General features: G+C 66.2%; 12 protein-coding genes, 1 tRNA gene and 1 pseudogene. 6 read left to right on the top strand and 8 right to left on the bottom strand.

Annotated elements, in window-relative coordinates:
• The first annotated feature begins 64 nt into the window (after nucleotides 1-64).
• The gene (locus tag OTER_RS16855; RefSeq protein WP_012376138.1) at nucleotides 65-1870 is read left to right on the top strand and encodes a glycoside hydrolase family 15 protein; all 1806 of its coding nucleotides are present in this window, start codon (nucleotides 65-67) and stop codon (nucleotides 1868-1870) included.
• 121 nt (nucleotides 1871-1991) lie between these two features.
• On the opposite strand, the gene OTER_RS16850 is transcribed toward OTER_RS16855, so the two are convergent.
• Complete coding sequence (locus OTER_RS16850; RefSeq protein WP_012376137.1) at nucleotides 1992-2654, bottom strand: hypothetical protein; 663 nt, start codon at nucleotides 2652-2654, stop codon at nucleotides 1992-1994.
• A gap of 167 nt (nucleotides 2655-2821) precedes the next feature.
• On the opposite strand from OTER_RS16850, the pseudogene OTER_RS16845 reads away from it, so the two are divergent.
• A pseudogene (locus OTER_RS16845) lies at nucleotides 2822-3247 on the top strand (hypothetical protein).
• Between the two features lie 52 nt (nucleotides 3248-3299).
• Here the strand turns inward: OTER_RS16845 and OTER_RS16840 are convergent.
• From OTER_RS16840 to OTER_RS16830, 3 genes are all read right to left on the bottom strand, one after another.
• Nucleotides 3300-4262, bottom strand: coding sequence for a DNA polymerase III subunit gamma/tau (locus OTER_RS16840; RefSeq protein WP_012376136.1), 963 nt, complete (start codon nucleotides 4260-4262; stop codon nucleotides 3300-3302).
• Between the two features lie 157 nt (nucleotides 4263-4419).
• Nucleotides 4420-5070, bottom strand: coding sequence for a dTMP kinase (tmk, locus tag OTER_RS16835; protein WP_012376135.1), 651 nt, complete (start codon nucleotides 5068-5070; stop codon nucleotides 4420-4422).
• A gap of 18 nt (nucleotides 5071-5088) precedes the next feature.
• Nucleotides 5089-6201, bottom strand: coding sequence for a PfkB family carbohydrate kinase (locus OTER_RS16830; RefSeq protein WP_012376134.1), 1113 nt, complete (start codon nucleotides 6199-6201; stop codon nucleotides 5089-5091).
• 125 nt (nucleotides 6202-6326) lie between these two features.
• Here OTER_RS16830 and OTER_RS16825 point away from each other — a divergent pair, with 125 nt between their 5' ends.
• The 4 genes from OTER_RS16825 (at nucleotide 6327) to OTER_RS16810 (ending at nucleotide 8524) form a co-directional block, all read left to right on the top strand.
• Nucleotides 6327-7031 (top strand): MotA/TolQ/ExbB proton channel family protein, encoded by a 705-nt coding sequence (locus tag OTER_RS16825; RefSeq protein WP_012376133.1) that lies wholly within the window; start codon nucleotides 6327-6329, stop codon nucleotides 7029-7031.
• A gap of 13 nt (nucleotides 7032-7044) precedes the next feature.
• Entirely contained in the window at nucleotides 7045-7473 is a 429-nt protein-coding gene (locus OTER_RS16820; protein WP_012376132.1) for an ExbD/TolR family protein, read from the top strand.
• Nucleotides 7474-7499: 26 nt separating this feature from the next.
• The gene (gene tolA, locus OTER_RS16815; RefSeq protein ID WP_237702381.1) at nucleotides 7500-8393 is read left to right on the top strand and encodes a cell envelope integrity protein TolA; all 894 of its coding nucleotides are present in this window, start codon (nucleotides 7500-7502) and stop codon (nucleotides 8391-8393) included.
• Between the two features lie 55 nt (nucleotides 8394-8448).
• Nucleotides 8449-8524 (top strand) — tRNA-Ala (locus tag OTER_RS16810).
• A 77-nt stretch (nucleotides 8525-8601) separates the two neighbouring features.
• On the opposite strand, the gene OTER_RS16805 is transcribed toward OTER_RS16810, so the two are convergent.
• The 4 genes from OTER_RS16805 to OTER_RS16790 all read right to left on the bottom strand — a co-directional run bounded on the left by OTER_RS16805 (nucleotide 8602) and on the right by OTER_RS16790 (nucleotide 13060).
• Entirely contained in the window at nucleotides 8602-9585 is a 984-nt protein-coding gene (locus OTER_RS16805) for an ABC transporter permease (protein WP_012376130.1), read from the bottom strand.
• A 53-nt stretch (nucleotides 9586-9638) separates the two neighbouring features.
• Nucleotides 9639-11114, bottom strand: coding sequence for a sugar ABC transporter ATP-binding protein (locus tag OTER_RS16800; protein WP_012376129.1), 1476 nt, complete (start codon nucleotides 11112-11114; stop codon nucleotides 9639-9641).
• Between the two features lie 88 nt (nucleotides 11115-11202).
• Nucleotides 11203-12138 (bottom strand): ABC transporter substrate-binding protein, encoded by a 936-nt coding sequence (locus tag OTER_RS16795; protein ID WP_012376128.1) that lies wholly within the window; start codon nucleotides 12136-12138, stop codon nucleotides 11203-11205.
• Between the two features lie 160 nt (nucleotides 12139-12298).
• Nucleotides 12299-13060 carry a class II aldolase/adducin family protein gene (locus OTER_RS16790; protein WP_012376127.1) on the bottom strand — a complete coding sequence of 254 codons (762 nt, stop codon included), beginning with the start codon at nucleotides 13058-13060 and terminating at the stop codon, nucleotides 12299-12301.
• Nucleotides 13061-13199 lie beyond the last annotated feature (139 nt).

Below are 13199 nucleotides of genomic sequence, written 5' to 3'. Positions count from 1 at the left end.
CGCGGCCGTTGGTTGACGAAGGGAGGACGATGCGACCGAAAAGCGCAAGCGGAGGCGACGGGCGATGAATCTCGAGTGCTACGGATTCATCGGCGACCTGCACACCTGCGCGCTCGTCGGGGTCAACGGTTCCGTCGACTGGCTGTGCCTGCCGCGCGCCGACTCGCAGGCAGTGTTTGCAGCGTTGCTGGGGGACGAGAACAACGGCTGCTGGCGGATCGCGCCGCGCGAGCCCGCGATCCGCTCGGGACAGAGTTATCAGCCTGACACGCTCGTGCTCGAAACCGAATTCGAGACTTCCTCGGGGGTGGTGCGCGTGATCGACTGCATGCCGCCCGGCCGCTCGCGACGCGACCTCGTGCGCGTGGTGCAGGGCGTTCGGGGCTCGGTGCCGATGGCGCTGCGGCTGGTGATCCGGATGGATTACGGCCGCACGATTCCCTGGGTGCGACATGCCGACGGCGGCGGGATGATGGCGGTGGCCGGACCGGACGCGGTGGTGTTGCGCACGAATGTGCCGACGCACGGCGAGCAGTTGTCCACGGTGGCAGAGTTCGTGGTGCACGAAGGCGACAAAGTGCCATTCGTGCTGAGCTGGTTTCCCTCGCACACGCCGCAGCCGGATCCGATCGATCCGCTGCGCGCGCTCGAGCGCACGCAACTGTTCTGGCGCGAGTGGGTGTCGCGCTGCACGTATCGCGGCGAATGGCGCGACGCGGTGGTCCGGTCGTTGATCACGTTGAAAGGACTGACCTACGCGCCGACGGGCGGGATCCTCGCCGCGGCGACCACTTCGCTGCCGGAGCAGATCGGCGGCGTGCGCAACTGGGACTACCGCTACTGCTGGCTGCGCGACGCGACGTTCACGCTGTATTCGTTCATGGAGGCGGGCTACACCGAGGAGGCGGCGGCGTGGGGCGACTGGCTGCTGCGCGCGGTGGCGGGCGATCCCGCGCAGCTCCAGATCATGTTTGGCGCGGCGGGCGAGCGCACGCTGACGGAGCTGGAGCTCCCACATCTTGCCGGCTTCGAAGGTTCGCGGCCGGTGCGGATCGGCAACGCCGCGTCCGCGCAGTTCCAGTTGGACATCTACGGGGAGGTGCTGGATGCGATGCACCTCGCGCGCAAAGTCGGGCTGAGGCTGGGCCCGCACTCGTGGAGCCTGCAGCGGCACCTCGTGGATTTCGTGGTTAAAAACTGGCGCGAACCCGACGAGGGCATTTGGGAAATCCGCGGGCCGCGGCGGCATTTCACCCATTCGAAGGTGATGGCGTGGGTGGCCCTCGACCGCGCGGTGAAGGCGATCGAGCAGTTCGACCTGCCGGGCGACCTTGAAGGCTGGAGCCGGGCGCGGGAGGAGATCCACACCGACGTCTGCGAACACGGATACAACAAGCAGCGGCAGGCGTTCACGCAGTACTACGGCGCCGATTTGCTGGATGCGAGTTTGCTGATGATGCCGCTGGTCGGGTTCCTGCCGGCGCGTGATCCGCGCGTCGTCGGAACGGTCGAGGCCATCCAGCGCGAGCTCGTGCAGGACGGGCTGGTCTATCGCTATCATCCGCTGCGCTCGGGGAACGTCGACGGATTACCGCCAGGCGAGGGGGCGTTTTTGCCGTGTTCATTCTGGCTGGTGGATTGCCTGAAGCTGATCGGTCGGGAGCGGGAGGCCCACGAGCTGTTTGAGCGGCTGCTGGGCCTGCGCAACGGGCTCGGGCTGCTCGCGGAGGAATACGATCCGGGGCATCGCCGGCTGGTCGGCAATTTTCCGCAGGCATTCTCGCACATCGGGCTGATCAACTCGGCGCAGAATCTCTCGCGGGGGGCGGTGGGGCCCGCGGCGGGCCGTAGTTCCGAGTCGGAACATTGAGACCGTTCGCGAGCGTCCGCGGACAGCGACAAACTCCGGAGCAGGTCGCGCCATCGTGTAGCCGGGCTCGGTGAGCCCGGCCCGGAGTCACCGACTCCGGCTACAAGTCGCACCGCACGCTCTACTGCGGCGTTTCCGCGAGGATGATGCCGGTCGCGATCTGATCCAGCCGCGTGAGCAGTTCGCCGCGGTCGGCGGGATCGACGTGGGCGAGTTTTTGCAGCGTGCCAAGCAGATCGTCGACGAACGCTTGGGCGTCGGGATTACCGACGGTGGCGTTGAACGGGATCAGCGCCGCGGCGATTCGGCCATCAGCGAAGCGTTGTTGCACCCAGAGATCGCCATCGTTCTTGGCCACGTCGTGCCGCTGGCCTTCCACGAAGATCCGGCGGTGGAGGCGGAGTTCCGCGGCCCGGAGCACCTGCTGCCCTACGTCCTGCTCCAGCTCCGTGGTGATCTTCTGCCACTGCCCACCGGCATCCTTCGCGCCGAAGTAAAGCTCGTAGGCCCCACCGGGCAGCGCTCGCAAGGCCAGCGCGGATACAGGTTGGCCAAAGTCGGTGCGCAGGAACACGAGTTCGTAGTTGCGCGAGAGGGGTTCCTCGAAGGGAAGTTCGGCGGCGGCGAAGTCAGCGGGCTGGATCCGCACGACGAACGCGGCGGGATTTTTCGTCGCATCGTCAGACGCCCTACAACCCGCGAGCAGCAGCGCGATGAACACGGGCCACAGTCGCAGGAAAAAAGCGAGACGACCGGAGGAGGTTGGAACGAGCGGTGAAGACATGCCGGCCACGAGGGGAAGTAACGCCGGTGCGGAAAGCGCGGCAATCGCGAAAAATGTTGCCGCGGGAACTACGACGCCGGTGCCGAAGGTTGGTGTGCCGGCGTCCGCTCGACACGCATGGCACTTGAAGTGCGCACAAAGTCTCCAATCTTGCGGGCATGAGAGCCATGGCTTTCGCGATCAAAGCCGAACTGAGCGATCCGCGGGCGAGGACGTATGTTTTCCCCGCGCAGAAGACGATGTATGGCGGCAAATACATCGGCGAAAGGGACACGATTTTCATCTTTGCGAGCGAGAATGAAGGCGGCGCGGGACTCGTCGCGAGCGGTGTCGTCACTTCGGCGAGGGCGGTTGCCAGAAAATCCGGCGTCGCCCGGCAAACACCGCGCGTGAGCATTACCGTCCGGCGCACCGCGTCCGCGCAGCGGCGTTTGGGGCGGAGTGAGCTCAAGCCTTTCTCCAACTAGGGCGACGGACGTCCCGAGACCGAGCTCAATTTCAAATTCTATCGCCAAGCGACGAACAAGATCGTCGGCCTCTCGGATGAAACCGCCGCGTTTCTTCGTGAGTTCTTCCCGAGCTCGCTTGTCTGACTCATACGCGCGCGACCTCGACAGCACGAAGGTTCGACCGCCGTGGCGCGCGTCACCGCCTGGACCAGATCCGGAGCGAGGAGAGCAGGAAGTGCTCAAGTGCGGTGGCTTCGTTCAGATTGAGGCGCAGCAGACCGACGTCGTGCTCCAGTTGGGCGACCGCCGCGACCAACGCGCGGCGCGTCGGCTCCGCCGTGGCCGCTTCGAGTCGCGGCAGCGCGAAGGTGCGCGTGGCTTGCTCGATTTCCGTGAACAACCGCGCGCGCAGCCCGTTCGCGATGCCCGTCTCGATCGCGACCTGCTCGTCGTCGTCCAGTTCGGCCGGAAGTTTTTCCTTCTCCTGTTTCCAGACGACCTCGGTGGCGGCGTCCAGCACCGCACTGAACCGCGCGACGAGGCCGTAGACGGTGAAAAGATGATCGGCGACCGTGGACTTGTGCGTGGTGCCCTCGACGAGCCGGCTCAGCCACGCGCGGTAGTCGTCGAGCCAGGGCGTCCATCCGTCGGCGGCGAGCGCGGTCGTGGCGCTGGGAAAACGAAAATGCAGCACGCGGCTGCGGATCGTCGGCAGCAGCGCGTACGGCCGGGTTGTCAACAGGAGCAGCGTCGTGTTGGCCGGCGGCTCTTCGAGCGTTTTGAGAAAGACGTTGGCCGCGGGGACGTTCATCCGATCGGCTTCATGGATGATCGCGACCTTGCGCTTGGACACCGTGGCGGAGACCTGCACCTGGCTGATGAGGTTGCGCGTGGCTTCGGCGGAAATCTGCCGCATCTTGCCGGCGGGCCGCAGCGCGTGGCAGTCGGGATGCTGCTCCGGCGGGAAATGGTGCGCGCTTCCGGTCGGGTCCGGCGTGAGCAACCGGTCCGTGATCGCGTGCGCGACGCGCAGCAGCGTGTCGAAGTCGTCGCCGTGCAGCAGCAGGCTGTGCGACAGCCGCTGGCGCTCGATCGCGCGCTCGATCACCGCCACGGTGGGCGTGCCTAAGAGCGTCGGCGGCCAGGGGGAATGGGGCATGAGATGAGTTGAGAGTTGAGGGATGAGGGTTGAGAGACCGAACCACCGCGGCGGAAGCGAACATGAAACCGCTGGGAGGATCGCGTCGAGTCAGAGCGCGGCGGCTGCACGCGCTGGCCTGGCTCTCAACCCTCAGCTCTCAGCTCTCAACTCGCTCTCACCCCAGCCGCTCTTTGACGGCGGCGAAGATTTTTTTCGACACCACGTCCTGCGTCTGCGTGCCGTCGATCACGACGAAACGGTCCGCCATGCCTTTCGCGAGGACGAGATAGCCGTCGCGCACCTTTTTGTAGAAATCGATGTTCTCGCGCTCCATCCGGTCGGGCAGGTCCGAGGCGCGCTGGCGAATCCGCGCGAGGCCCACCTCCGCCGGTACGTCGATGACGATCGTCAGGTCGGGCATGACGTTGCCGACGGCGAAACGATTGATCTGCGCGACGGGATCGGCGGCGAGATTGCGGCCGATGCCTTGGTAGACGGTCGAAGAATCGAGATACCGATCGCTCAGCACGATCGAACCCTTCTGCATCGCGGGGGCGATGACCTCGCGGACGAGTTGCGCGCGCGCGGCGGCGAAAAGGAGCAACTCGGTCTCGGCGCACATCTCGTCGCCGCGGGAGTTGTGGACGATGATGTTGCGGACCTGCTCACCGATTTCCGTGCCGCCGGGTTCGCGCGTCGTGACGACGTCGCGCCCGTCTTTCTGCAGCCGCGCGGCGAGCATCGACATCTGCGTCGACTTGCCGCTGCCTTCGGAGCCTTCGAATGAAATGAGCTTGCCGGTGGGTTTGGATTTCAGCGGGGGCATGGACGGATTCTGGGGAAGTTATTTCCAGTTCGCGAGAAATGTTTCGAGGTCGCCCAGCGTCGGGCTTTGCGCAGTACGGACGTAATGGCCGCTGGTGCAGACGCCCAGCCCGAGACAGGCCTCGGGCGAGAGGGCCATGAGCTGGCCCGAGACGAAGCCGGCGTTGAAGTGATCACCGGCGCCGGTGGTGATGAGCGGTTTGGCCGCGTACGGACCGGGCACCCACCAGGTGCCGTCGCGCGTGGCGCAGGCGGCGGATTCCTTGGGGTGAACCACGACCGTGGTGAGATCGAGCCGCCGGCGAATCTTGTCCGCCATCGCGCGCAATCCGGCCTCGCTCTCGGACTCGGTGCCGAAGCCGAGCGCCGCGAACACCTGCTGCGCCTCCTTGAGGTTGAGCCCGAGGGTGACGCGGCCGAACTGCTCAAATTTGCCGATGACACCGAGCGCGTAGACGAGATCCGACTTGGAGCGCTTTTCCGGATCGGCGAGATCGAAGAAGAACACCCGGCCCGGTTTGACTGGCAGCTGCGGCAGCACGCGCGAGACGAGATCGTCAAAGATCGCGCTCATGTTCGGGATCATCGTCCAGTTCACCAGCGCAACGAGATCGGAGGCGGCGAGGGCGGCGCGGTAGGCGGCGGCGCCCATCACCTCGTCGATGCGCTGCGGCGTGATCTCGTCGAGGCTCTTCATCATGCCGAGCATGATCTTGCCGTCGGTGAACTCGGCGGCCGTGGTCGATGCGGCGGCGCAGAGCGAGACGGCGTGCGCGCGCTTGGCGAGGTCGGCGAACACCGGGTGCACTGTCGGCGTGCCGAGTGCGCCGAGGTAGGTGACCTGTGCGCCCTGCGCGAGGACCGCGTTGGCCATGATCGGGCCGTTGCCGCCGAGCTTGTCCATCCGCGGATAGAACTCGATGTTCGTGCTCTTGCCGGCGGCGGCGGCGATGCGTTGGCCGAACTCGGAGATGGTGGAGATGGGGGTGAAGTTCTCGCCTTGGCCGGCCCGCAGCGCGACGGGGGTCACGATGGTGTCGACGAAACCGTCGAGCCCGAGAATCGCTTGCTTGGAGGAGAGCGTGCTGCGGCGGTCGCGGAGCTCCTGCAGGGTGCGGGTTTTGAATTCCATGTGAAAGAGGAAGGGAGGTTCAGCAAAAACTGCGGCGCCCGAGCGGCAAACAGAATCGCGTGCTGCCGCGCGGGAATTTCCGTTGAACGCGCCGCCCAAAGCCTCCAACTCTGAGCTTTTACATCATGGCCGCTTTTCCGCTGTTTCACCCCGTCCTGGCGTCGGCAAACATCATCGAGATTTTCGAGCGCTGTGGAACGGTCGACAAGGTCATCGTGCTCGGGCTGGGACTCGCGAGCCTGGCGGCGTGGACGGTCATGCTCGGAAAGCATTTTGAGCTGAAACGTTTGCGGCTCCTGAACTACAGCTTCGAGACGCACCTCCGCGACCAGCGCACGCTCCTCGACCTGCCGGAGTCGTTTCGAAACAAACGCGTGATCCCGTATGCCGACCTGTTCGCCGACGCGGTGGAGAGCTACTGGCGCGCGGCGGCGATCAGCAAGGAGCAGGGGCAGATGAGCGGGCGAGCGCGGCTCGAGCACGCGGAGAACGCGATCCAGCGCGCGATCGCCCGGCAGACGCTGCGCTACGAATCGAGCATGATCTTTCTCGCGTCGATCGTCTCGGGCGCGCCGTTCATCGGACTGCTCGGCACGGTGTGGGGCGTGATGGAGGCGTTCGCCGCCGTGGCGACGCAGCAGACCGCGGGCATCCAGCAGCTGGCGCCCGGCGTGTCCGGCGCGATGCTCGCGACGATCGCGGGTCTGGTGGTGGCGATTCCGTCGGTGTTCGGCTACAATCTGCTGCTCGGCAACACGCGCGCGATGGTCACCGAATTGGAAAACTACGCGAGCTCGCTCGCCGATCGGATCGAACTCGAATCGAAGTAACCGGACCCAGGCCATGGCGCGAAATTTCCGACGACAGCGCACGGCGCATCCGATCGCCGATCTCAACGTCACGAACCTGATCGACCTCGGGTTCATGCTGCTGATCATCTTCATGATTGCGACGCCGCTGATGCAGCAGGAGCAGTCGATCGCGGTGAACCTCCCGGCGGAGTCCAAGCGCGCGCAGGAGAAGCCGGACAAGGAGCAGACCTTTCAAGCGATCGCGATCGATCGGCGCGGCAACTATTTCTTCGGCTCGACGCGCGTGGCCTTTGAGGAACTCGCCCCGCGGCTGGCGGAGCTGGCGCGGCGGCCGAAGCCGCCGGTGATCCGGATTCGCGCGGACCTGACGCTGCAGTGGCAGCAGGTCGTGCGCTTGATGGACGAGATCAAGAAACACGAGTTGACCAAAATCACGTTCGATACCCAGACGGCGGATTGATGCGGGCGACCTCTCCCAGTGCCTTTTTGCTTTCGGCGACGCTGCACGGCGTGCTCGCCGCGCTGGTGCTGTATTTCACCTACGGGCTGAGCGACCGGATGAAGGAGAACCCGACGATCTTCGAATTGGTCGCGGGCGAGGGCGACAACTACATGGCGACCGAAGCGCCGGCGCTCGGCACGCCGAGCGGGATCAAGTTGGCCATTCCGGAATTACCGCCGGCGAAGGCGGCGCCCGAGCCGGTGCTCGCGCCACCACCGCCGCCCGAGCCGGTCATCCAGCGCGCGCCGGAGCGCAAGGCGCCGGTGGTCGCCAAGGCGACGCCAGCGCCGGAAGAGGTGAAGATCCGGGATTTTTCGAAGGACGTGACTCGCATTTCCAACAAGCGGCAGGCGCGGTTGGAGGCGGCGGAGAAAAAGCGCCGCGAAGCGGCGGAGCGGAAAGCGAAGGAAGAGGCGTTGAAGAGCCAGCGGATGACCAAGGCCGATTTCGACCGCCAAAACAAAAGCAAGCCCAGCCCGAGCGCGAAAGGCGGCAGCTCGGTCAAGGTGGCGCGGATCGACGCGCAAGGAATTGCGAAAGGCGTCATCGGTGGCTCGACCGCGAACAAGGTGGGCGGCGCCGGCGGCACGGCACTCACGCGGGCCGAAGGCGATGCGATCGACGCTTATACCGCGTTGCTCGCGCGGAAGATCAAGACGGAGCTCGACGAGAAACCCGGCGTCGGCGCCGGACTCATCGTCGAGGTCGAAGTGCGAATCCTCGCCGACGGGACGCTCACCGGATTTCGGATCATCGACTCGTCGGGCAGCCAGGAGTTTGATCAGGCCGTGCGGGAGGCGTTTGCCACTATGCAAATGCCGCCCCGGCCCAAAGGCTTGTCGGAGCTGCAACGGTTCCCGATTCGCGGCGTCGAGTAGCGGTCAAAAAGTCCTTGCGTTCGGCCGGGGAAGGTTGATTTTTCTGCCCCCTCACGGGCTCTTAGCTCAGTTGGTAGAGCGCCTCAATGGCATTGAGGAGGTCAGCGGTTCGAACCCGCTAGGGTCCACCACTTTGGCCGCCGTTCCTGGCAACAGGGACGGCGGTTTTTTCTTTGGTCTATGGGACTTCTAGACAGGACCCATGCGATCACGCCCCGCGCGCGCCGCGGCGGCGGAGATAGTCGAGCAGCACGGCGGCGACGATGATCGCGCCGGTGACGATTTCCTGGACCCAGTTGGGCAGGCCGAGCTTCGTGCAGCCGTTGGCGACGACGCTCATGATCAACGCGCCAACGAGCGTGCCGACCACGCCGCCCTGGCCGCCGTTGAGGCTGGCGCCACCGATGACCACAGCGGCGATGACGTTGAGCTCGAGCCCCACGGCAGTGGTCGGATCGCCGCCCGTCAGATAGGCGAACTGCAGCACCGCGGCGATGCCGGCGAAGGCGCCGCCGAGCACGTAGACGAGCAGTTTCACGCGTTCGACCGGGACGCCGCAGAGCCGCGCGGTCAGCTCGCTCGAACCCACGGCGAAGACGTGCCGGCCGAAGCGAGTTTGCCGCAGCGTGAGCGCGACGAAAACCGAAAACCCGATCATCAGCCACACGCCGGCTGGCAGGGAACCGCGTTCGCCGAGCCGCATCAATCCACCGAGCCAGGTTTCATCAGGGTAAATCGGCTGCTCGCCGGCGAGACCTTTCGCGGCGCCGCGCAGCGCGCCCATCATGCCCAGCGTGACGACGAACGGCAGCAGGTGCAGCCGGGTGATCAGCAGTCCGGAGAATCCACCGCAGAGCGCGGAGACGCCGATGCCAGCGAGCGCGGCGGCGAGTGCGGGCCAGCCGGACTGGAGCAGCAGCGCGATCACCACCGTGCCAAGCGCGATGATCGAGCCGACCGAAAGATCGATGCCGCCCGAGATGATGATCAGCGTCATCCCGAGCGCAGCCACGCCGATGACAGCGGTCTGCTGGAAGATGATCGCGGCGTTGTCCAGGGAGGCGAACGTCTCGAACCGCAACGCGGCGAACAGAACCACGACGGCGACGAGTCCGAGGAACGGACCGGCGGTCGAGATCACGCGGCCGAGGGCTGTGGCAAAAGTGGAGGGCTGGGCAGCAGGGGCGGACATCGAAGAGCTGGGCGTCGGGCTGAGCGCTGAGTATCTAGAGCCGAGACACAGGATCAGGCCGCGGCGGCGCCGGTGGCGGCGAGCATGATGCCGTGCTCCGTCCATGTGGAGACCGGCCGCGCGGGGCCGAGCACGCCGCGACACATCACGGCGATGCGATCGCAGGTGCCGAGCAGCTCCGGAAGGTAACTGCTGACCATGAGCACGGCCTTGCCCTGGTTCGCGAGTTCGTCGATCAGCCGGTAGATGTTTTGCTTGGCGCCAATGTCGACGCCGCGCGTGGGCTCGTCGAGCAGCAGCACGTCGGCGCCGTTGCGCAGCAGCCGGCCGAGCGCGACTTTCTGCTGGTTCCCGCCCGAAAGGTCGCCGACGCGTTGTCGCGGGCCGGCGCAACGCACGCCCAGCTGTTCGATCCAGCGGCTGGTCTCGCGCGCGAGCGCCGCCGGTCGCAGCCAGGGCGCGAGCCGCGGCAACGTGAAATTGTCGACTACCGAGAGATCGAGCGCGAGTCCTTCGGTCTTGCGATCCTCGCTGAGGAGTCCCGCGCCTTCGGCCCAGCGGCGGGTTGGCGAGCCGGCGCCGAACGCGAGGCCGAGCCGCACGCGGCCGCGCACGACGGGATCGAGTCCGAAAATCGCGCGCAGCAACTCGCTGCGGCCGGCGCCGATCAGGCCGGCGATTCCGAGCACCTCGCCGCGCCGGAGTTCGAGCGACGCGGACACGGGTTTCGCGATTCCGCCGAGTTCGCGCACCTCGAGAATCACGTCGCCGGACTGGCGGGGCGAGCGGGTGTAGAGTTCGCTCACCTGGCGGCCGACCATGAGTCGGGCAAGCTCGGCGGTGCTCGTTTCGCTGGTCCGGCCGGTGGCCACACTGACGCCATCGCGCAGGACCGTGTAGCGATCGGACAGCGCCTGCACTTCCTCGAGGAAATGCGAGATGTAGACGATCGCGTGCCCCTGATCGCGGAGCCGGCGCACGAGCCGGAACAAATGTTCGATGTCCGCCTGCGATAAGCTGCTGGTGGGCTCGTCGAGGACGAGCACGCGGCAGCCGAGCGCGAGCGCACGGGCGATCTCAACGAACTGCTGCGCGGCGATGCCGAGCGAGGCCGCCGGCGCATCGAGCGGGATGTCCGAGCGGCCGAGCTGGCGCAACGCTTCGGTTGCGCGCTGCCGCGCCTCGGCGTGCCGCAGCAGAATCCGAGCGGGTTCCGCGCCGAGGACGATGTTCTCGAGCACGGTGAGGTGCGGCGCGATCGCGAGTTCCTGATTCACCATCACCACGCCGGCGCGTCGGGCTTCGAGCGGGCTGCGCGGCCGAAACGGCGCGCCCTCGAGCGTCATCGCGCCGGTGTCGGGCGGGATTACGCCGGAAAGCACGTTCATCAGCGTGCTCTTGCCGGCGCCGTTTTCGCCGACGAGCGCGTGCACCTCGCCGGCCGCGGCGGAAAAATCCACGCCGGCGAGTGCCTGGGTGGCGCCGAAGGCTTTGCAAATACCGGTGAGCTGAAGACGCGAAGCAGGCACGGGTGATTGGGAGGCTAGCGGCGGCGGTTTCGCCGCGGGGGATCGCGCTCAGGCGAGCAGTCGCGGCGACGCAGAAGCGAATCGAGCCTCATTTTCCCAAGACCTCTTTCACGGCAGGGGTGGAGATATTCTCCCGCGTCACGAGGACGCACCCGGTGTCGATCACCGGATCCACTTTCTCGCCCCGCAGGTGTTTCACGACGGACACGACGCCGAGGTAGCCCATCTTGGTCGGGTTCTGCGCGACCAGACCCTGAATGTCGCCCTTCTGCAGCGCGGCGAGCAGGACGGGGGAGGTGTCGAAGCCGACAAACTTCTTTTTCCCGACGAGATTGGTCTGGCGGAGCGCGAGCAGCATGCCGTGCGTGGTGGATTCGTTGACGCAAAAAATTCCGTCGGCTTCGCGGATCTTGTCGATCAGGTTCATCGCCGCGTCCTGCGCTGATGAGGTGGTGGCGCCGCCATAGCGGTTGTCGACGATTACGTTGATGCCGGGGTGCTGCTGGATGACTTCGAGGAAGCCGGCCTCGCGTTCGATCGTGCTGGCGGAGCCTTCGGCGTAGCGCAGGAGAACGACCTTGCCCTTGCCGTCGAGCAGCCGCACCAACTCCTCCGCGCCGAGCCGGCCGCCGCGACGGTTGTCGGTCGCAACGAAGCTCACGAAGTCCTTGCCGGGTTCGCCCCGCAGCGCCGAGTCGAAGATCACCACCGGGATGTTGCGCTCGCCGGCGCTTTTCACCGGGCCCCGCAGGGCGATGTCGTCGAGCGGCGCGAGCACGATGCCGGACACCCCGGAGGCGACGAACTGCTGCACGACGCCGATCTGCTGGGCGCGATCGTCTTCCTTCAGCGGACCCTTCCAGATGATTTCCACGCCGAGCTCAGTGCCGGCCTTTTTCGCGCCCGCCTCGACCGATTTCCAAAAGTTGTGCGTGGTACCCTTCGGAATCATTGCGATTTTTTCGGCGGCGGTGGTGAGCGGAACGATCGCGAGCGCGGCACAGAGGAGAAGGGGAGTTCTCATGAAGGGGAAACGTTGGGGGAACGCGGCTTCGCCGCGGAAGCAACGCGCCGCGGGAAACGGCAGGAGTTTGTCGACGCTCTTCGATGCGGGCTCAAGCGGTTTTTGCCGCCGATCAGGAGGGCCGAGCAGGCTGCGCCTCTGCAGCACGGAGAGTCGCAGGTCAGAGTCCAAGGACCTTCTGGCGATAATGCTCGTCGGTGCGCGCGGCGATCCGCGCCACGTCGCGCGGCATCAGGTGACGCGCGCCGCCGAGCGCGGCGGCACCCAGCGTGATTGCCGCCGCCTTCGCGGTCATCAGCGTGGCGGCGAGCACCGCGCCGGGCGTGGCGCCGAGGGCAATCATGCCATGGTTCTGCAGCAGGATCACGCGCGGCATCGCGTTGGTGCGGCGACGAAACGCGGTGACTTCGGTGCGGATCGCCTGCGCGAGTCGCAGGCCCGGATCGACGTAGGGTACGAACACGGATTCGGCGCCACAGCAGACGATTTCGTCGGGAAACAGCCGGCGCTGCGCAAAGCGAGCGGCCTGCGGCGAGGCGAGGATGCTGTTGACCGCGACCGGATGGGTGTGGCCCACGAAAGCGATGCCCGGCAGCGTGAGCAGCCACGCGTGAAACATCGCCTCGACGGACGGCTTGCGTGCACCGTGATCAAGTCGTGCCGCGAGCAGCGCCTCCTCGACGGCGGCGTCGGCCACCGCACGGCGGTCGAGCAGCTCGAGCAAGGGCGCGAAACGGCAGGCCGTCACTTCGCGCGAGGCGAGTTGAGCGAGATTGCTGCCACTCGCCTTGACCAGAAAGGTGGAGGCGTCGAGTCGCGCGGACGTGTTGCCTTCGCCGAGGATGGCGAGGTTGCGATCAGGGCGGCCGAGTTCGTGCGAAAGCGAGAGGAGTGAAGCGAGGGACGGGGGCGTGCGCGACATGGGCGGGATGCAGGGTGGAGAATCGTGCGAGCGGCCAACACGCGAAACCGTGTCATTGCGACGAGACAATGTTCGCGCGCTGCCACGTTGAGCGCGGCGAAGCGCGTTGAGGACAACGCGCTCCACCTCGATGAAGCGG

The organism is Opitutus terrae PB90-1 (assembly GCF_000019965.1).
GTDB classification, from domain to species: Bacteria; Verrucomicrobiota; Verrucomicrobiia; order Opitutales; family Opitutaceae; genus Opitutus; species Opitutus terrae.
This window is presented reverse-complemented; position numbering and strand designations above follow the sequence as displayed.

Bases quoted from the DNA above. Each gene is read 5' to 3' on its own strand.
- OTER_RS16855 (WP_012376138.1), top strand. From the start codon at position 65: ATGAATCTCGAGTGCTACGGATTCATCGGCGACCTGCACACCTGCGCG.
- OTER_RS16850 (WP_012376137.1), bottom strand. From the start codon at position 2,654: ATGTCTTCACCGCTCGTTCCAACCTCCTCCGGTCGTCTCGCTTTTTTC.
- OTER_RS16840 (WP_012376136.1), bottom strand. From the start codon at position 4,262: ATGCCCCATTCCCCCTGGCCGCCGACGCTCTTAGGCACGCCCACCGTG.
- tmk (WP_012376135.1), bottom strand. From the start codon at position 5,070: ATGCCCCCGCTGAAATCCAAACCCACCGGCAAGCTCATTTCATTCGAA.
- OTER_RS16830 (WP_012376134.1), bottom strand. From the start codon at position 6,201: ATGGAATTCAAAACCCGCACCCTGCAGGAGCTCCGCGACCGCCGCAGC.
- OTER_RS16825 (WP_012376133.1), top strand. From the start codon at position 6,327: ATGGCCGCTTTTCCGCTGTTTCACCCCGTCCTGGCGTCGGCAAACATC.
- OTER_RS16820 (WP_012376132.1), top strand. From the start codon at position 7,045: ATGGCGCGAAATTTCCGACGACAGCGCACGGCGCATCCGATCGCCGAT.
- OTER_RS16805 (WP_012376130.1), bottom strand. From the start codon at position 9,585: ATGTCCGCCCCTGCTGCCCAGCCCTCCACTTTTGCCACAGCCCTCGGC.
- OTER_RS16795 (WP_012376128.1), bottom strand. From the start codon at position 12,138: ATGAGAACTCCCCTTCTCCTCTGTGCCGCGCTCGCGATCGTTCCGCTC.
- OTER_RS16790 (WP_012376127.1), bottom strand. From the start codon at position 13,060: ATGTCGCGCACGCCCCCGTCCCTCGCTTCACTCCTCTCGCTTTCGCAC.